Here is a 19005-nt window from a genome sequence, read left to right on the forward strand (position 1 = left end):
ATTTTATAGTTATTTAATATAATAGAAATAACTGTAGAAAAGTGATAAAGGAAGGTATTGCTCATGACACAATTTGGTCCAATGGAAATCGGCCTCATTGCTGCGATTGTTGTAGCAGCATTATTCTTTATTTTGTTCTTAGTGGCATTGAAAAGCAAAAAGAAAGCGAAACAAACTTATGCAACTCAATACCAAACAAAACAAGATAAATTAACACATGAACATCAAGAAGAACTTGAAAAAGTACGCATCGACAAGAAAAAAGCTGAAACACGTCATAAAGAAGAATACGAAACAATGGTATCTTCTAAAAACAGAGAAATTGATGCACTGAAACTATTTTCTAAAAATCATAGTGAATATGTAACAGATATGCGTTTACTTGGTATTCGTGAGCGTTTGGTCAAAGAAAAGAGAATCCGTCCAGAAGATATGCATATCATGGCGAATATCTTTTTACCGACAAATGATTTAGAGGACATCACACGTGTCAGTCATCTTGTTTTAACACGCACAGGCCTTTATGTGATTGATTCAGAATTGTTAAAAGGGCATGTCTATCAAGGTATCAGTCAACAACAGTTTGCTGACAATCCAATGATGGAACAAGTGTTCAAAACGTTGAACTTAAGTCCTCAAACACCACAGACAGTTGTGTTAGATCAAAGTGAAGCAGCTCAAAATACATTATCAGTTGTGGATTACACAGACCGTTTGGCACATGTGGAAGCTTTAGCCGTGAAGTTACAGAAAGAGTTGGATTTGAAATATACACCAACACCGATTCTTTATTTCAATCCACGTCATGAAGGTGATGTTACAATATCGAATTATGCTTCTCATGGTGTGACAAAAGTCTTAGTAGGTCCGGAACAATTGAATGAGTTTTTCAATCGATTCGTATTCCATGGACGTATTCAATATGATGTGAACGCTTTACAAAATATTATGGACGAAATTGAATCATTTAATTAATAGATGTATTGAATGGCATTAAGATGTTGTACGCATCTTACAAGAAGGGCTGGAGTCTGATCTCCGGCTCTTTTTTTGAGCAAATATAAGTATAAAGTTTCAATGCTACGGGTCATATTAATTGCGCAATAACGCTACGATTCGATACGATAAGGTGAGACGACAAAGGAGCGATGACTTATGAAACATGTAACGTTTTACAATGGCAATCAAATGCCTCAAGTGGGTTTAGGTGTATTTAGAGTAGAAAATAATGATACTGCAAAAGAGGCGGTTAAACATGCGATAAAAAGTGGCTATCGTAGCATTGATACTGCGATGATTTATCAAAATGAAGAAAAAGTAGGCGAGGGCATTCGTGAAGCATTAGCAGAAACGGATTTAACGCGTGAAGATTTATTCATTACATCAAAATTATGGCTCACTGATTATGGTCGCGAAAATGTCGCTGCAGCATATCAAGCCTCTTTAGATCGCCTGGGACTCGACTATTTAGATTTATATTTAGTCCATTGGCCAGGATTAGATGAAGATGTGATGATTGATACGTGGAAAGGTATGGAAGATTTATATCACGATCAAAAAGTGAAAAACATTGGTGTGAGTAACTTTAATGTTGAACATTTAGATAAGTTATTAGCGGCTTCACGTATTAAACCAGTGATTAACCAAGTGGAATTCCATCCTTATTTAACGCAAAAACGTCTACGTGTTTATTTAGAAGCACAAAATATTCAAATGGAATCTTGGTCACCATTAATGAACGCACAAATTTTAGAAGATGATACTGTGAAAAAAGTGGCTGAAGAAATAGGGAAGTCACCGGCACAAGTCATTATTCGTTGGAACATTCAGCACGGCGTTGTGACGATTCCAAAATCAACAACACCAAGCCGAATTGAAGAAAATTTGAATGTGTTCGATTTTGAACTTTCACTTGCACAAATGGAAGCATTAGATGCATTGAATGAAGATCGTCGTATTGGACCTGATCCATTACAATTCAATGGGAAGTAATTTCTAATGCGTCTCTCATGCAGCTTTGTACGCATTCGTCATCACTGTACCGCATGTGTCTGATCCATAGACTGAACTTTCGTAGCATTCTTGTCGGCGATACTGAGATACTGATGATAGATGTTTAAGTTCAGCAATAGGTTGAATCATATTGCGCTGTTTTACGATTGTTGACAGTGTGTAAATATTAATTTGTAATACAAAAATAGCAACGTGGCCTCACTGGCATCACGTTGCTATTTTTGTTTGATATCAATGGCTACAATTGCATGCCAAGAAAACAAAAAACAAAACAACCGACATATTGCAAGGTGCTATAAATGAAAAATGAGATCCACAATTTGGAATTCAACATTTGAAACAGCTCCAAAGTTAATGTCGAAAACGTCGTGAAACCGCCGAGTAGGCCTGTGACGATGAATAACTTCATATCAGGTGATAGCCACGCAAAGTGAACGCAATAACCGATACAAAATGCACCCATGAGATTGACAATAAGTGTCGCGATAGGGAATGACGACTTGATTAAACGTGATGATGTTGCGCTAATGAGGGCACGTAAAACAGCGCCGATACCACCGCCCAATGCCACAAATAAAATATTCAAGTGTGCACACCCCCTAATTTGTACCCAAAGAAACAACAGATAAGTCCTCCACAATAGCTGGACAAACCGTAGATGATTAAAGTCAACCAGTCAAACTGTTGCGCAAGTGTAACGAGTTCAAGTTGAAAAGTGGAAAATGTCGTTAACGCGCCTAAAAAACCCGTTGTCAGTCCTTGCTTGAGCTTTGGATGCTTAATGTGCCAATGCTTCAAACGTACCGTGAAATACCCCATCAAAAAGGCACCTAACAAATTTGCGATGAAGGTGCCTAGCGGTATATGATATCCAATTGTGATGAGGCTCGTCTGCCATCTTAATAGTGCACCTATGCCACCACCAAGAAAAATTAAAAAATACTTCAAAATATCACCATTTCTTTTTAAAATTTCTTTATATTAAATGATGCCAAAAGTGTAAAGTGACGCAAGAAGATGTAACACTAATACGATGAGTAGTAACAATGGTTGTATTTTAGAGGCTTTATGGATCCAACTTCGACGCTCTGGTAAATGTTTAATTGATTTATCAGCATAACGAATGGCCAACAGTAAAATGACACAATTGACGATACTACATAATAAAATGAGTTTAATGATTGATGTAAAATGTGTGTTAAGCCATGGATTTTGCGTATTAAAATAGAGACTGATGAGCATTAACAACACGGATAAATAAAAATATTTCTTAGACTTAGACATCGTATGCCTCCTTTTCGTATCGTTTGTTATCATATCACATTTTTGCAGTCATTTGAATCTGGTTAAAAATCTTGTAAGCGTAAAAATGGCATTACAGTGATAAAAAATGTTATAACTTTAGTATGATAAAAATATCAAGGAGGCACAATTTAATGGCTGATTTAAAAGTACGCGTGTTTGCTGATGGTGCAGACATCGAACAAATGAAAAAAGCATATCAAAATAAAGAGGTAGACGGTTTCACTACAAACCCAAGCTTAATGGCAAAAGCAGGCGTGAAAGATTACGTTGAATTCGCTAAAGAAGCAGTTGAAGCGATTCCTGATGCTTCTATCTCATTCGAAGTGTTTGGCGATGACATGGAAACAATGGAAAAAGAAGCTGAAATCATCCAACAATTTGGTGAAAACATCTTCGTTAAAATTCCAGTTGTGAACACTAAAGGGGAGTCAATGATTCCACTGATTAAAAGTTTATCAGCTAAAGGCGTAAAACTTAACGTTACAGCTGTATACACAATTGAACAAGTTAAAGAAATCACTGAAGCTGTAACTGCAGGTGTTGAAACGTATGTATCAGTATTCGCTGGTCGTATTGCCGACACAGGTGTAGATCCAATGCCTTTAATGAAAGAATCAGTTGAAGTGACTCACAGCAAGGAAGGCGTGCAACTTTTATGGGCAAGCTGTCGTGAATTATTCAACGTCATCCAAGCTGATGAAATTGGTGCAGACATCATTACTTGTCCTTCAGATGTTGTTAAAAAAGTATCCAACATCGGTCGTGACATCAATGAATTATCAGTAGACACTGTTCAAGGTTTCGCTAAAGATATCAAATCTTCAGGTTTGAGCATTTTATAATCTGACAGTATCTCATTCATACTGATAGAATAAAGCACATGAGCGTGGGCAAGAAATCTAGTCAAGTTTAGATTTTAATGCCCAGCTTCATGTGCTTTTTTGTGTTGAGTCGAGCTTGCAATACAGCTCGATTTTAGCTATGCTTTGTGAAGGTAAAACGACATAAAGGAGTCTATCATGCGAAAAGACGTATTTGAATATAAGGTTAAAAAAGAGCTGTGGTATCTCAATCGACGTGAAAAAAATGATTTAACACAATACTTTGAAAAGCATTCTATTGAGACATTGCAACAACAATTTTCGACACCACGACGTTTTGTGAGTCATTATTTGCAACATGAAATATTTGGAACACGTATCGTTTCATCGGGTCATTTAGTCACATCATTAGTTGGCTTGCTTGTTACGAACATTTTGTTATTAGGATTGTTTATTACTGGTATGTTGCTCAGTTTAAGTGCAGTGAATTACTTTATCCAGCCTCAAGTCAGCTTATCGATGAGTGTTGTCATTGCTATATTATTAAGTGCCATCATATTAATGATTGTTGCTGTTTACTTCATGAAACGCGCGAATGCATTCTTCACAAAAAGATTGCTATTATATAAATTTAATAAAGTGAGTTAAAGCTACATTAATGCTGTGAGCAAATAAGCGTCTTTCCATTTGCGAACGAATTGATTGATAGGCATAGGGACAATGAGTGATAAGTTGTTGTAAAAATGAATGCGTGTGTTTTGTTTGTGAGACGAAACGGCAATGACTTGTGTGATATTGATATAATATTGCATCGTTGCGCGCTGTGATTGAAGCGGACATAGAATGAGTGACTTACTTAAAAATATAGGCACCATTTGATGTACTTTCAATATCTCGCTCGCAATTTTTTGTTGGGTGCGCACATCTCTTTGAAATTGATAAGCCAGTTGTTCAATAAACTGTTTCATCGACATTTGGCTCGTTTGTTGATGTGTGAGATGTTGAATGACCAATTGATAATCTACTGTTTCTGAAGATTTAATATAAAGTATGCTTTCGTAATGTGGTTTTGATACTGTCATGGCTAAAATCCTTTCTTTAAATCATCTAGTGTCAAAGTTTGTTGGATATGGTGAAAGGTAGCAATTTTATATTTACGAATCGTAGTGGCTGACACTTGCATCAACTGTTGAATTTCTTTTTGTTGATAACCTTGCAAATAAAAACGAAACCAAGTGCGATGTGTCGGCTTTAATGTTTGAACGACATCTTCAAGTAACCAATAAAGATGCGATGGCGATATCGCTTTTATTTCATGAGCAGATGCTTCAAGTGAGGTCGTTGTATACTGTTTCTGTGCTGAGCGTAATAAATCAATCAGATAATATTTCAGTTGATAATTGATATACGTCTTAAAAGATTGGTTAAAAGAGGCATCATATTTCATTGAAAGTTCCCATAACCGTATCAATAACAATTGGAAGTATTCATCATAATTATACGAAATTTGATGCTGATGTAGTAAAAAATGTATCAATTTATAGTATTGTGCATAAAGCGTATCAAAAACGATATGAATCACTCCTTTTCTGATTTTGACCGGTCAATGGAGTTATACCATAGCGAAATGATTGTGACATATTACTTTTTGTGCTATTTTATGTTTAATACAAGAATTAGGCACTGTTTTACCGTTATTTTTTTGAAGAAACGATGTAAAAGTGATGAAAGAAAACATTTCGTATGTAATGAATGATTAGGGGGAGGTTATTATGGATTACGAACATTTAAATTTAGAACATTTTTTTGCACGCAATGATGATTTGGACATCATTAGAGACCGTTCAGAGTTCGTCATGATTAACAATATGACAAAAGAAATGATGTATCGCGATGGGGATGTAGAAGGTACAATCAATCTTGCACGCTATTATTATAAAAATCGCTCGCAGGCAGCAAGTTTCATAATGATGGATTATCACCGCGAAAAATAGTAATGAATTAGTTTACATATTCATTACTATTTTTTTATGAATTTGTAACAAGACATGAAACCAATTGTACAGAGTCGTCTAAGGTGGTAAAATTTGAAGTCAAGCGAGTAAATTTTATTTCATGTAATAATATGAAACATTCTGAAGAGGTGTGTTTATGAGAAAGCACAAGAAAGGTTCCATTCTTGCTGTCCTTGCATCGTTAATCATTGCTGCAGCTGCAGGCTTTTTCTTTTTCAAAATGATTGAAGATCAAATATTCTTCAAAAGTGTTGATCAAGTAGAAAGAGTCGAAAAGTTAGATGTCACATTAAAAGAAGCATCTGAAAAGCAAATTGATAACTACACAAGTCAGCAAGTTTCAAATAAAGACCATACCAATTGGCGTGACGCATCAGATTCTGAAATTCGAAATGCGATGGATAGCTCATCTTTTATGGATGATAAGCGTCAGAAATACCAATTTTTAGATTTGTCAAAATATCAAGGTATTGATAAAAATAGAATTAAGCGTATGTTGCGAAATCACCCGACATTGTTAGCACATACGGATGATTTTGTAGATGCGGCAAAAGAAAAACAAGTCAATGAAGTGTATTTGATTTCTCATGCACTTTTAGAAACCGGTTCTGTCGTTTCCGAATTGTCAAACGGTGTTGAAATTGACGGAAAAAAATATTATAACTTTTATGGTGTTGGTGCATTAGATGAAGCGCCTGTTAAAACCGGAGCAGAATATGCGAAGAAAAAAGGTTGGGATACACCAGAGAAAGCGATTAATGGTGGTGCAGCGTTCATTCATGACCATTACTTATCCAATCCAAACCAAAACACGTTATACAGTATGAGATGGAATCCGAAAAATCCAGGTGAACATCAATATGCCACAGACATTAACTGGGCAAAAAGTAACGCAGTGATTATGGCGGATTTTTATAAAGATATGAAAACTGAAGGTAAATATTTTAACTGGTATGTATACAAAGATGATAAAAAGCATCAAAATGGTCATAACTATTAACCAATATTTGAATAAAAAGGTTGTGTCGACACGATATATGTGTGCGACACAACCTTTTTTGATGCAATAGGATGAAATTACTCCGCTTTATTGTTACGACCAATTACAAAAAATAATACGATAGTTGAAATGATAACTTTGATAATCATTTTTAACATAGTATGCACTCCTTTATGCCATCAGTTTACTATTAAGATGATGACGAATCCAATTTATTGTGTATTTCATCTACAATTTGAACAACCATTTTTCAATGTACAGTATAACGAATCAATGTGGACAAAAAATGGTGAATTGTAAAATAAAACATTATGCGGTGTCATTCAGGGTATAATAGAGGTGAATATATTAATGAGTGTAAGGATGGTGCAAAATGAGAGTAGCCATTGTCGGAATGGGAACAGCAGGCGTGAGTGTTTTGAGACAACTCGTAAAGTATAAACAGTTTAAAAAGTTAGAAGTCGATTTATATGATGATGCAGATCGAATGGGCCAAGGAGAACCTTTTCAAAATGATAGCGAAGATTTTTTAATCAATGTGCCTGTTGACCACTTATCATTAAATATTGATAATGTTTTAGAATTTAGAGAGTGGTACAACGAACAAGATACTTTTGATTATGGGGATGCCGAATATTTACCAAGATATGTATTTGGACATTACATGAAGAGCTATTTAGAACAGTTTGACACGACATTCGATAATGTCAATGTCATTAAACATGAAGTGACGCATATGTATGTTGAAGAGCAAAAAAGCGAAATTATTCCTAAGCGTATTGTCGTATGCACTGGGGATGATGTCAATTCATGTCAAAAATATGATTATGTGTTCTTCACAATAGGTACGATGTCTTATCAGGATCCATTTGGTTTGAAAGGGCTAAAAGGTTATATTCATTCGCCGTATCCAGCCAATCAAACGTTAGCTGAAGTTGATGATAACGAAGCTGTAGCGATTATTGGGACAGGGTTAGCAAGTTTAGATGTCGTACGTCATGCTTTAAGTCATCATCAGCATCGACCTATTGTGATGGCGAGCCGTAGCGGTAAATTACCTAGTGTGCGTGGAACGATGCAAGACATCATGTTCCAATTTGTAACGATTGAAAATTTTGACGCATTGAAAGCTAAAAACATGGGTGTAGTGCCTTTAGAAGAAGCGGTTGCATTGTTTAAAAAAGAGTTTGAAGTGCGCGACATTCCATTAGAGAAGTTGTTAAAGCGTCGTAAATATGATGCGATTCGTGACTTGAATTATGATTTGAATCATCCAGAAGAAGTCGGGGCGTTACAAAGTATATTTGAAACGTTAAAAGAAAATATGGATTGGATTTGGAATAGTTTAAGTCGTGAAGACCAAGAACAATTTCTCAATAAATACCATCGCTACTTGAGGGAAAATACGAATCCGATGCCAAGAGAAACTGCACAATTGTTAGTGGATGAAATCAAAGCAGGACATCTACAAGTGTTGTCAGGTTTAGAGCACGTACGCCAATTTTATGGTAAATATCGTTTACGCTTTAAAAATGTTGATGAAGAGATGAAAATGGATGTCATCATTAATGCTACGGGGCCAAAGAAACATTTAAGCCAATTAGATGAAGACGACGCATTACTTTTAGATGTGGCCAACCGTCAAATCGTTCAAGCGCATCCACTCGGAGGGATTCAAATCGTACCGTCAACGAACGAAGTCATCAGCCCGTTGTATGGCACGTTAAACAATATGCGTGCAATTGGACAAATGACGAACGGTGTTAACTTTGAACGTAATGGTGTAACGATGATTATTCAACAAGCCGTTCGTGCGGTAGAAAATTTATATGATACGTATAAAGCGAAAAAATCACTAGAAAAAGAAGCGCGTAAACAACAAAAGAAAGCTGAAGAAAAAGCAAAAAAGAAAAAAGAAAAGAAGAAAGATAAGAAGAAAAAGAAGAAGAAAAAATAAAGGGATTACACATAGTAGAATCGGTTAAACAGTGAAATAAATGACAATACTTTTAATTTGATGGTTCCTAATTTTTGATGTTCAATCAATTGTAAAAATAAAAAAGATACGCTAATATAGACGCATGGACTTTTCATAAGTTCATGCGTATCTTTTATTCTCAATACAATTTCATATATTCTTTCGGGGCTGGGTGAAATTCCCAACCGGCAGTAAATGTAAGCCTGCGACCCGTATCATTGATTTGGTATGGCTGATCTAGTGAGAATCTAGAGCCGACAGTGAAAGTCTGGATGGGAGGAAGAATAGTGACGACAATTTTTCACAATTCAGTTGTGGGTTTATTTGTCGTATCCAAATTTTGAATGAAACAGAAGCAATGTGTTTTGCTTTCTTTTCATATATCCTACCACTCGAAGTCGACAATCGGGTGGCTTTTTTATTGAGGTGAAGGTTTTGAATCATTATTTAGAATATGCGATACAATTGGCGGAAATGACGGAAGGCCAAACTGGAACGAATCCAGCAGTGGGTGCCGTCATTGTAAAAGATGGCCGTATCATTGGTTTTGGTGCGCATTTGAAAAAAGGTGAGCGACATGCCGAGATTCAAGCGATTGATATGGCAGGTTCAGAGCAAGTTAAAGGTGCGACCATTTACGTTTCACTCGAACCATGTTCACATTACGGAAGTACACCACCATGTGCCCAACGGATCATTGACACAGGTATTGCAAAGGTCGTCTATGCTGCCAAAGATACGACGTTACAAGAAACGGGTCATGACATGATGGCGCAACATGGCATCGAGGTAGCATATCGTCCGCATCCACGCGCACAACAATTGTATGCTGATTTTTATAACAGTAAAGAGGAAGCAGTGCCCATTGTGACAGTGAAAGTCAGTGCGAGTTTAGATGGCAAACAAGCGACAGATCATTTTGAAAGTCAATGGATTACATCAAAAGCAGTAAAAGCAGATGTTTTTCAATTAAGACATACGCATGATGCCATCTTAACGGGAAATGGGACACTGACTCATGATAATCCGAGTTTAACGACACGCATTGAAGACGGGCATCATCCAGCGAAAGTGATTTTGTCGCGTTCTGGCAAAATTAACTGGGATGCACAGCTGTTTCAAGATCGCGTGACACCGATTTATATTTATACAGAAAATCAAGCACTGTCAACGTCAATGGACCATGTTGAAATCATCTATCAAACAAATATCCAAATTGAAGCAGTGCTCAAAGATTTATATCAAAAAGGTTATGGTCGTGTTCTTGTCGAAGCAGGCCCTAACGTCACTTCACAATTTTTAGCGTCTCGATTTGTGACGCACTTCATCCTATATTTAGCCCCGAAAATCATAGGTGGTCAAGGTGTCAACCAATTTTATCAAACTGAATTTGTTACACCTTTAAACCAACTACCACAATTTGAAATTGTACACACTGACATATTAGATACCGATATTAAATTGCACATGCAAAGGAAGTGACGACATGTTCACAGGTATCGTTGAAGAGGTCGGTACAATTCAACATATTCAAAAACGTAACCCCACAACAACACTTACCATTCAATGTCAAAAAATATTAGAGGACATGCAAATTGGAGATTCGATGAGTGTGAACGGTACATGTTTGACTGTGACACGGTTTGACCAACATAGTTTTACAGTTGATGTCATACAAGGTACCGAAGATAGAACATACTTAGCTGACTTAAAAACAAATGATTCGGTTAATTTAGAACGTGCACTATTGGCCACTGGAAGACTAGGGGGTCATTTTGTACAAGGTCATGTCGATGGAAAAGGCGTCATTCAACACATTCAAACATCGCAAAATGAATGGATTTATACGATTAAAGCTGAACCGTGTTTGCTCGATCAAATGATTCCACAAGGCTCTATTGCTGTCGATGGTGTGAGCTTAACGGTGTTTAAAAAGTATCGTGATCGTTTTGATATTCATTTAATTCCCGAAACACGTAAAGCAACGATTCTTGCTGACAAAAAGCAAGGCAATCCTGTTCATTTAGAAACCGACATGCTATTTAAATATGTCCAAGCGATCACAAAACAAAAATCACAGCTGTCTGTAGAAGATTTATTGAATGCAGGTTTTTAAGGAGGGGCTTAAATGCAATTAGACAAAATTGAAGAAGCGTTAGAGGCATTGAAACAAGGCGACATGATTATTGTCGTTGATGATGAAGACCGTGAAAATGAAGGAGATCTTGTTGCCATTACAGAGTGGATGCATGATGATACGATAAATTTTATGGCGAAATATGGCCGTGGCCTCATATGCACACCAATTTCTGCAGAGATTGCCAAACAAGCAGGCCTTGATAGTATGGTTAAACATAACAATGATCCACACGGCACAGCATTTACACAAAGTATTGATCACGTGCATTCGACAACAGGTATCAGTGCTTTTGAAAGAACAGCCACAGTCAGAGCGCTGATTGATGATGAGATGACAGCAGAAACATTTCATCAACCTGGCCATATTTTTCCACTTATTGCCAAAGAGAAAGGTGTCCTTGAACGTCGTGGTCATACGGAAGCGACGATTGATTTGGCCAAATTAACAGGTGCACGTCCAGCTGGTGTCATATGTGAAATTATGAATGAGGATGGTACGATGGCGAAAGGTGAACAATTAGAACAATTTAAAGCGAAACATCAATTGAAAATGATCTCAATTGAAGACCTTGTGGCATATATTAAAGCGGAACAGCCATTGATTTCAGTGGAAGCTAAAATTAAATTACCAACAAAATTTGGTGAATTTGATATGTACGGTTTTACATCAACCATTGACGGAGAAGAACATTTAGCATTGGTGAAAGGTGACATCAAACCAATAATGAATGTTCGCATCCATTCTGCTTGCGCAACAGGCGATATTTTTCATAGTGAAAGATGTGACTGTGGCGAACAATTGGAAGCTTCAATGGCATATATACAAGAACATGGTGGCATGGTGCTGTATTTGCCGCAAGAAGGGCGTGGCATCGGCTTGATGAATAAATTGAAAGCTTATGAATTAATTGAACAAGGTTATGATACTGTTTCGGCAAATGAAGCACTTGGTTTCGAACCGGATTTACGTGAATATGATATTGCAGCCCAAATTTTAAAACATTTTAATATTACGGCTGTCAATTTATTAAGCAATAATCCTGAAAAGTTATATGGATTACAGCGATATGGGATTCAAATTGCACAACGTATTCCAGTCATTACTGAAACAAATGTGCATAACCATGATTATATGCAAGTGAAAAAATTACAAATGGGACATTTAATTTAAGGAGGAATTAGGATGAAATTCGAAGGTCAATTAAATGGTAAAGGGTTAAAAATTGGAGTCGTGGTGAGTCGTTTTAATGATTTAATTACAGGACGTTTATTAGATGGTGCTCAAGATGCGTTGAGAAGACATCAAGTAGCAGAAGAAGATGTGGATGTTGCATATGTACCAGGTGCATTTGAATTGCCAATCGTGGCGAAAAAAATGGCACAATCAGGTCAATACGATGCTGTCGTAACATTAGGATGTGTCATTCGAGGCGCAACATCACATTATGATTATGTCTGTAATGAAGCGGCAAAAGGCATTGCTAAGGCAAGTGATGATACAGGCGTACCGGTGATTTTCGGTGTGCTTACGACAGAAAATATCGAACAAGCAATTGAGAGAGCAGGAACAAAAGCCGGCAATAAAGGGGCTGAATCTGCAGTCGGTGCAATTGAAATGGCTAACTTATTGCGACAAATGAATGCGTCATAACGTGTTGTGATGATGCGTTCATTTGAGTGAATGTGCTATAGATTATTGAACTTGCCCTTGCGCACTAGAAATGTGGCTAGGGCAGGTCCTGTAATCTTATGCGTAATGCGACAAATACATCAATGAATAGACCGACGAAAAACGGATACGAATTCTAATACGTTTCAAATGGTTAATCATTGTAAAATAGGTTCATTAAAGATGCGACTTGTGACTCAATGGATTTCCTTTGATGATTATCGTCATTTAAGTAAATCGTCACTAATTCTATCATGCCGCCTGCAAAAAATTGTATAAACCAATCATGATTGACAGAAGTTTTTAATGTCGGAAGTCCTTTTTTGTTTAACTCATTGACAATTAATGTTTTAAACTGACTTTTATATTTATCCGCATTTTGAATGTTAAATAACTTTTTAAAAAATGTTTGGTGTTCATGAAAATAATGAAACCAAATTTTTGTACCCTCTGAAAGGCCTAATTCCTTTTTGGCTTCACAAATCTCCTCTAATTCTTGAAATTTTTCACTTACAATAAAGTTGAGTAAATCATATTTGTCCAGGTAATGGAGATAAAAAGTTTTACGTCCGATTTGCGCATGTTCTGTAATCTGTTTAACAGTGAGACAATCAAAATCTCCCTCGTTGAATAATGTTAAGAAACTTTGCTGAATGCCACGTTTCGTTTTGACAATTCGTAAATCCATTAATCTGAACTCCTTTTATAACCCAAATTGTGATAAGTGGGTTTTATTTCACATGTTTGAATAGCTATTCATTGTATTCATCCAGTAATTTGCTATCATACATTATACACAGGTGAGTATTAAACATCCAGAGAGTTTTAAAGTTAAATGGAGGGATATTCAAAATGAAAACAGAAAATGTGAAGTTTAAAACACGAGGGATCCATACAGCTGGAATTTTAAGAATACCTGATGGAGTGGCATCACAAACACTACCAACGATTATCGTCATGCATCCAATTAGTAGTGTTAAAGAACAAACAGCTAGTATTTATGCTGAAAAGTTAACTGAAGAAGGATTTGTAACGTTTGCTTTTGATGCAGGTCATCAAGGTGAATTAGCTGAAGCACCAGATTATATTGAAAACCCATATTATAGAGTAGAAGATATCAAATATGCGATTGATTATTTGAATACGCGAGACGTTGTTGATAATGCACGTATTGGAATTTTAGGTATTTGTGGTGGTGGCGGTTATGCTGTGAATGCAAGTTTAACAGATAAGCGGATTAAAGTTGTCGGTACAGTCGTCGCAGCAGATTTTGGTACGTTAATTAGAGAAGGCGATTTATCACCGGATGCCGCTTTAGATACACTTCATTCTGTGGCACAACAGCGCGAAGCTGAAGCGACAGGTGCTGAGGTGTCTTATACACAATATATTCCTGATTCAGAAGAACAATTGAAAGAAGCGGGGATTAATGATATTGATATCGTTCAAGCTGTAAATTATTATCGAACAGATCGCGGTCATCATGCAAATGCGATTAACCGATATCGTCAAATCAGTATAGGGGATATTGCTGGTTTTGATGCATTTCATTTAGCCGATAAATTGTTAGATCAACCATTGTATATTGTTGCGGGTAATATTCCAGGTGGCTTTGGTTCTTATCGATTTGCGTATGAACTTTTCGATAAAGCTTATACAAGAGTTAAAAAATTGCACATTGTCGAAGGGGCTTCACATTACGACTTATATGATCAACCAAAACCTGTAGCAGAAGCATTATCAGGCTTAATCCCATTTTACAAAGAAAAGTTATAAACCCATTTTAAGAACAAAATCATTTCTACTTGGAAGGGGGATGGGACATAATCATTTTTGATGCTGTGGATGCAGTATTTTGTTTTTAACTTCATCCCTTAAGAGTCTCAGCCTTCTGGCAACCATGCTCCAAATACTGAAAGAGAGGGAAAGTTTCTAATATGAAGACAATCCATAGCATTTAATGATGACGACCAGTTCATCCTCATTTTTGGATGTTTTACCATCATAGATACATGTAAGTCCACAAAAATATAAGGACTGGGAAAACTTAATGTCCCAGCCCTTTTCCTCAGATTCAGTTAATGCTTGCGTCTCAAAATTTTAAATAACGCAACTGCACCTAATGTGACACTTGCTAATGAAATCAACGCTTTTGGTTTCACAAACTCTTTTAATGCAAGTGTGATATTTTGTGGTCTTTCAGCTAAACGACGCATGAAATAACCAAACCAATCATCACCATAAGGCACATAAATTGTGAAGTTGTAACCTTCTTTAGCAATGGCTTCAGCAAGTTCAGATCTAAAACCATACAGCATTTGGAATTCAAATTTTGATTTATCAATATCATGCTTTTCAGCAAAGTCTTTGACATGATTAATGATGTTATGATCATGTGTTGCAATCGATGTAAAATTCTTTGTAGTCAACAATCGTTTTTCGATTAAGCGAATATAGTTTTCATCGATTTCTTCTTTCGTTTGGTAAGCAATGTAAGGTGATTCTTTGTAAGCCCCTTTAACGAGTCGTAAGCGCAAGTCTGGATATTTATCGATGAGTACGTCAGCTTTAAATAGGTAAGCTTGAATCACAGTACCAACATTGTTGAACTCAGGCTTTAAACGATCTAATGTCTGCGTAATATCAAATAAACTGTCGTATTTTTCAGTATCAATATTGATATGCATATGATCGTATGCTTCCGCTTTAGAAACGATTTGATGAATGTTGCGATATGAAAGACCGCGATCAAATTCGCTACCAAGTTGACTCAATTTGACAGACATATGAGCGTCTAATTGATGTTCATGAATTGCTTCCATCACTTTTAATATATTATTTTTCGCTTCAATAGCATCTCGTTCGTTGTTCACAAATTCACCGAGATTATCTACTGTAACTGAAATGTTTTTCTCGTTCAGTCGTTTAATCGTTTTAATCACATCATCAATTGTATTCCCTGCAACGACTCTGTTTGCCCCTAATGAAGGCCCAATAGTTTTCGCTGCTGAATTTAAAAATGCATTATTAGACAATGCGATAAAAAAGTTTTTGACTAAGGCCATGCTGAATTCCTCCCATTATGTTTCTGATGTAATATCAGTGTATCATGAACAGATAAGGGAGGAAAACGTTTTCATTAAAATAGAGGCGATTTTTCTTAACATAACGACTTGGTGTGTGTTCCAAATACAATTCGATGTAAAAAGTCACTGTTGGCGTATCAGGATGAGTGATGCTGTGCTTCAACATGAATAGGTTCTTGAGCAAAAGCTGTGATGAGCGGTGTGCACAAGAAAAGAGCGACACAAAACAAACATTTATAAATGAGCTTCATCAAAAACTCCTTTAATCTGACTTTGTTTAACTTCAATATATCACCGCGATGTCAACGGACAATGAAGCCAATGTGAAGTTCTTCTTAAGTTCATCAATAGTAGTGTTAAATATTAACGTTTTGTAAAGAGAGTGACTGATTCTTTACGATATCTTTAAATGGCACGTAAGCAAATCGTGATAAAATAAAGTGAAAACAAATTAAGGGAGATAGACAATGTTTAGAGATATGGCATACTACATTTTTGGGACTGAGTTAGATACGTTTGTGCAATATTTTATATTTGAACTTATAATGTTGGTCGTTATCGGATTAATCGTCGGTATCTTAACGAAAAAGGTTTGGCCAGTCATCATCGTGATCATTGGTTTAAATGTGATTGATGTTGGCATTTTAGCACAATTTAATGCAAGCCAAGGTGAGGGGACATTCTTTGGGCAGTCGATATTACTCTTAGTGGCGAAATTTTTCCCGACTTTTTATGAAATACTCGTCACTGTATTACTACTACGTGTGAGCTGGATGCGTAAAACATTTAAACTCGTATAAAATTAAGCAACACGAGATTTGGTCGTGGTAAGATGTCATGACGGATTCTCGTGTTTTTTATGTTTTTAGTCGCGATGAATGGGTGAGTCACGCTATAATAGATATTATAATACATAGAATTAAAGGAAGGATCATGTGGTATGTGGAAATGGGAAACTGAAGGTGAGGCTAAAGGGGTCATCGTCATTGTACACAATATGTTAGAACATACAGGACGGTATGCGTATGTCATTACACATTTAAAACGCAATGGTTACCATGTCATTATGGGTGATTTACCAGGTCAAGGCCAAACTTCGCGAATGAATAAAGGGCAAATCCAAAGCTTTAAAGTCTATCAAGAGCGTGTGCTAGAATGGGTTGAAATTGCTGAAGAATATCATTTGCCTATTTTTATGATTGGTGTCGGCTTAGGTGGTTTAATTTGTTTGAACTTATTAGAAAAAGTGCAATTGGATATCGAAGGCTTAATTTTACTTTCACCACTTCTTGCGTTCCAAAAGCATTATAAAACACGCAAAAATATTTTAGTTTCAAATATTGGGGACGTTTCAAAAGGGACTAAGTTTGATATTGGCATAGAAGCTGAGACACTGACACGCAATCCAGAAGTACAAGAAGAAACTCGAAATGACGCGATGATGTTAAAAAAAGTGAGCTATCATTGGTATAAAGAAGTCGTACGTACAATGAAAGATACCGCTGATCATTTGCAAAATTTAACACCTAAACCGATGTGTGTGATGTATGGCACAGCCGATCAAATTTCTGATACTGAAGTGACACATCAATTACTACAATCATTGAATTTAGATGAAGTTTATTTTAAAGCATGGCCCGAGCTTGCACATGAAATTCATAATGAACCCGAACGTGAAGCTGTCATGCGCTACATTTTGAGCTTTTTAAACAATCGCGTATATGCGGCTGGTTATTTAGTTGAAGATGAAAATAGTCTTAAATAAGTTAAAAATGTACTAAAAGTATAGGATGAACGATTCATTTTCGTTTGTCCTAAAAATTTATCATTGAAAGTCATTGCAAAACATGTTAGATTATATATGTGAAAAGAATCACAAGTAATAAATAGTGAACAAAAATGGCGTAGTTAGGAGAGTGTTTTTCATGAAGACAAAAGGTAATAAAGTGGTATTAGTAGGTAATGGAGCAGTGGGTGCAAGCTATGCCTTTACAATGATGAGTCAAGGTGTGGCAGACGAACTTTTTATTATCGATATTAATAAAGATAAAGTACTTGGAGATGTTTTAGATTTAAACCACGGTGCACCTTATGCAGATTCCCCAGTTAAAGTGCAAGCAGGTGAATACTCAGACTGTGGAGATGCAGATTTAGTCGTAATTTGTGCTGGTGCCCCTCAAAAAGTTGGTGAAACACGCTTAGACTTAGTAGAAAAAAATGCAAAAATTTATAAAGATATCGTGACATCAATTATGGATAGTGGTTTCGATGGTATTTTCTTAATCGCAGCGAACCCAGTAGATATTTTAACTTACGTAACATTAAAATATTCTGGCTTACCAAAACATAAAGTTATCGGTTCAGGTACGATTTTAGATACAGCACGTTTCAGACACTTAATTAGTGAAGAATTTGGAGTAGCACCAGCAAGCATTCATGGTTATATTATTGGTGAACACGGTGATTCTGAAGTGCCAGTATGGTCAAGTGCAACCATTGCAGGTGTATCCATTTACGATCAATTGAAAAATGACCCTGAAAAAGCACATTTAATTGAAGATATTTATGTGAATACACGTGATGCTGCGTATGACATCATTAAAGCAAAAGGTGCGACATACTACGGCGTGGCAATGGGATTAATGCATATTTCAAAAGCGATCTTAAAAAATCAAAATGTTGTATTAACAGTGTCAAGTTACTTAGAAGGTGAGTACGGTCATGAAGGTGTATACACTGGTGTGCCAACTGTCATTAACGGTGATGGTGCAGCACGTGTTATCGAAACACCATTAAATGAAGAAGAAAAAGAAAAATTTGCTAAATCTGTAAAAATTTTAAAAGATATGCAAGACTCTATTTCTCACCTATTCTAATCAATTAAATTGAATTAAGTGATATCATCAATGGTCCTATCTCTTTATATTTAGAGTAGGGCCATTCGTTTTATGATGCTTGAGCATGCACCATTGATGGATA

General features: G+C 36.3%; 23 protein-coding genes and 1 riboswitch. Of the genes, 15 read left to right on the forward strand and 8 right to left on the reverse strand.

The annotated features are described in order from the left end of the window. Window positions 1-63 precede the first annotated feature (63 nt). Both CD138_RS08730 and CD138_RS08735 read left to right on the forward strand, forming a co-directional pair. On the forward strand, window positions 64-975 hold the full coding sequence (locus CD138_RS08730; protein WP_019168372.1) for an NERD domain-containing protein: 912 nt from the start codon (window positions 64-66) through the stop codon (window positions 973-975). Between the two features lie 180 nt (window positions 976-1155). Further along, a complete protein-coding gene (locus tag CD138_RS08735; protein ID WP_019168373.1) occupies window positions 1156-1992 on the forward strand; it encodes an aldo/keto reductase in 837 nt (278 codons plus the stop codon). A 15-nt stretch (window positions 1993-2007) separates the two neighbouring features. On the opposite strand, the gene CD138_RS14655 is transcribed toward CD138_RS08735, so the two are convergent. The 4 genes from CD138_RS14655 to CD138_RS08750 all read right to left on the reverse strand — a co-directional run bounded on the left by CD138_RS14655 (window position 2008) and on the right by CD138_RS08750 (window position 3297). Beyond that, a complete protein-coding gene (locus CD138_RS14655; protein ID WP_258026496.1) occupies window positions 2008-2142 on the reverse strand; it encodes a hypothetical protein in 135 nt (44 codons plus the stop codon). 109 nt (window positions 2143-2251) lie between these two features. Beyond that, a complete protein-coding gene (gene crcB / locus CD138_RS08740) occupies window positions 2252-2599 on the reverse strand; it encodes a fluoride efflux transporter CrcB (RefSeq protein ID WP_019168374.1) in 348 nt (115 codons plus the stop codon). Next, window positions 2596-2961: a fluoride efflux transporter CrcB gene (gene crcB, locus CD138_RS08745; protein WP_026066838.1), complete on the reverse strand. Its 366-nt coding sequence runs from the start codon at window positions 2959-2961 to the stop codon at window positions 2596-2598. Before crcB (CD138_RS08745) ends, crcB (CD138_RS08740) begins: the two co-directional genes overlap by 4 nt. A 33-nt stretch (window positions 2962-2994) precedes the next feature. Then, the gene (locus tag CD138_RS08750; protein ID WP_019168376.1) at window positions 2995-3297 is read right to left on the reverse strand and encodes a hypothetical protein; all 303 of its coding nucleotides are present in this window, start codon (window positions 3295-3297) and stop codon (window positions 2995-2997) included. Between the two features lie 152 nt (window positions 3298-3449). Between CD138_RS08750 and CD138_RS08755 the strand changes: the two genes are divergently transcribed. Together CD138_RS08755 and CD138_RS08760 are read left to right on the forward strand one after the other, a co-directional pair. Continuing rightward, the gene (locus tag CD138_RS08755; protein ID WP_019165952.1) at window positions 3450-4160 is read left to right on the forward strand and encodes a transaldolase; all 711 of its coding nucleotides are present in this window, start codon (window positions 3450-3452) and stop codon (window positions 4158-4160) included. A gap of 177 nt (window positions 4161-4337) precedes the next feature. Beyond that, a complete protein-coding gene (locus CD138_RS08760) occupies window positions 4338-4787 on the forward strand; it encodes an HPP family protein (RefSeq protein WP_019168377.1) in 450 nt (149 codons plus the stop codon). Between the two features lie 2 nt (window positions 4788-4789). On the opposite strand, the gene CD138_RS08765 is transcribed toward CD138_RS08760, so the two are convergent. Together CD138_RS08765 and CD138_RS08770 are read right to left on the reverse strand one after the other, a co-directional pair. Continuing rightward, the gene (locus CD138_RS08765; RefSeq protein WP_019168378.1) at window positions 4790-5221 is read right to left on the reverse strand and encodes a competence protein ComK; all 432 of its coding nucleotides are present in this window, start codon (window positions 5219-5221) and stop codon (window positions 4790-4792) included. 2 nt (window positions 5222-5223) lie between these two features. After that, complete coding sequence (locus CD138_RS08770) at window positions 5224-5721, reverse strand: sigma-70 family RNA polymerase sigma factor (RefSeq protein WP_238310407.1); 498 nt, start codon at window positions 5719-5721, stop codon at window positions 5224-5226. A 190-nt stretch (window positions 5722-5911) separates the two neighbouring features. Here CD138_RS08770 and CD138_RS08775 point away from each other — a divergent pair, with 190 nt between their 5' ends. From CD138_RS08775 to ribH, 7 genes are all read left to right on the forward strand, one after another. Continuing rightward, window positions 5912-6133, forward strand: coding sequence for a hypothetical protein (locus tag CD138_RS08775; RefSeq protein WP_019168380.1), 222 nt, complete (start codon window positions 5912-5914; stop codon window positions 6131-6133). A 157-nt stretch (window positions 6134-6290) separates the two neighbouring features. Next, window positions 6291-7154 carry a peptidoglycan release complex glucosaminidase SagB gene (sagB, locus tag CD138_RS08780; RefSeq protein WP_019168381.1) on the forward strand — a complete coding sequence of 288 codons (864 nt, stop codon included), beginning with the start codon at window positions 6291-6293 and terminating at the stop codon, window positions 7152-7154. A gap of 373 nt (window positions 7155-7527) precedes the next feature. Then, window positions 7528-9111: an FAD/NAD(P)-binding protein gene (locus CD138_RS08785; RefSeq protein WP_019168382.1), complete on the forward strand. Its 1584-nt coding sequence runs from the start codon at window positions 7528-7530 to the stop codon at window positions 9109-9111. A gap of 175 nt (window positions 9112-9286) precedes the next feature. Next, window positions 9287-9420: riboswitch (FMN riboswitch) on the forward strand. Window positions 9421-9567: 147 nt separating this feature from the next. Next, the gene (gene ribD / locus CD138_RS08790) at window positions 9568-10614 is read left to right on the forward strand and encodes a bifunctional diaminohydroxyphosphoribosylaminopyrimidine deaminase/5-amino-6-(5-phosphoribosylamino)uracil reductase RibD (protein ID WP_019168383.1); all 1047 of its coding nucleotides are present in this window, start codon (window positions 9568-9570) and stop codon (window positions 10612-10614) included. A 4-nt stretch (window positions 10615-10618) separates the two neighbouring features. Continuing rightward, entirely contained in the window at window positions 10619-11248 is a 630-nt protein-coding gene (locus CD138_RS08795) for a riboflavin synthase (RefSeq protein ID WP_019168384.1), read from the forward strand. A gap of 12 nt (window positions 11249-11260) precedes the next feature. Beyond that, a complete protein-coding gene (locus CD138_RS08800) occupies window positions 11261-12442 on the forward strand; it encodes a bifunctional 3,4-dihydroxy-2-butanone-4-phosphate synthase/GTP cyclohydrolase II (protein WP_019168385.1) in 1182 nt (393 codons plus the stop codon). Window positions 12443-12454: 12 nt separating this feature from the next. Then, the gene (gene ribH, locus CD138_RS08805) at window positions 12455-12922 is read left to right on the forward strand and encodes a 6,7-dimethyl-8-ribityllumazine synthase (RefSeq protein ID WP_019168386.1); all 468 of its coding nucleotides are present in this window, start codon (window positions 12455-12457) and stop codon (window positions 12920-12922) included. A 172-nt stretch (window positions 12923-13094) separates the two neighbouring features. Here the strand turns inward: ribH and CD138_RS08810 are convergent, their stop codons facing one another. After that, the gene (locus tag CD138_RS08810; RefSeq protein WP_019168387.1) at window positions 13095-13628 is read right to left on the reverse strand and encodes a TetR family transcriptional regulator; all 534 of its coding nucleotides are present in this window, start codon (window positions 13626-13628) and stop codon (window positions 13095-13097) included. 164 nt (window positions 13629-13792) lie between these two features. Between CD138_RS08810 and CD138_RS08815 the strand changes: the two genes are divergently transcribed. Further along, window positions 13793-14716 carry an alpha/beta hydrolase gene (locus tag CD138_RS08815; RefSeq protein ID WP_019168388.1) on the forward strand — a complete coding sequence of 308 codons (924 nt, stop codon included), beginning with the start codon at window positions 13793-13795 and terminating at the stop codon, window positions 14714-14716. A gap of 302 nt (window positions 14717-15018) precedes the next feature. Here the strand turns inward: CD138_RS08815 and CD138_RS08820 are convergent, their stop codons facing one another. Then, entirely contained in the window at window positions 15019-16005 is a 987-nt protein-coding gene (locus CD138_RS08820; RefSeq protein ID WP_019168389.1) for a proline dehydrogenase family protein, read from the reverse strand. Between the two features lie 488 nt (window positions 16006-16493). Here CD138_RS08820 and CD138_RS08825 point away from each other — a divergent pair, with 488 nt between their 5' ends. The 3 genes from CD138_RS08825 to CD138_RS08835 all read left to right on the forward strand — a co-directional run bounded on the left by CD138_RS08825 (window position 16494) and on the right by CD138_RS08835 (window position 18902). Then, the gene (locus CD138_RS08825) at window positions 16494-16826 is read left to right on the forward strand and encodes a hypothetical protein (RefSeq protein WP_019168390.1); all 333 of its coding nucleotides are present in this window, start codon (window positions 16494-16496) and stop codon (window positions 16824-16826) included. 140 nt (window positions 16827-16966) lie between these two features. Beyond that, entirely contained in the window at window positions 16967-17791 is an 825-nt protein-coding gene (locus tag CD138_RS08830; protein ID WP_019168391.1) for an alpha/beta fold hydrolase, read from the forward strand. A 160-nt stretch (window positions 17792-17951) separates the two neighbouring features. Further along, the gene (locus CD138_RS08835) at window positions 17952-18902 is read left to right on the forward strand and encodes an L-lactate dehydrogenase (protein ID WP_019168392.1); all 951 of its coding nucleotides are present in this window, start codon (window positions 17952-17954) and stop codon (window positions 18900-18902) included. Window positions 18903-19005 lie beyond the last annotated feature (103 nt).

Source organism: Staphylococcus intermedius NCTC 11048 (assembly GCF_002902385.1).
Lineage (GTDB): Bacteria > Bacillota > Bacilli > Staphylococcales > Staphylococcaceae > Staphylococcus > Staphylococcus intermedius.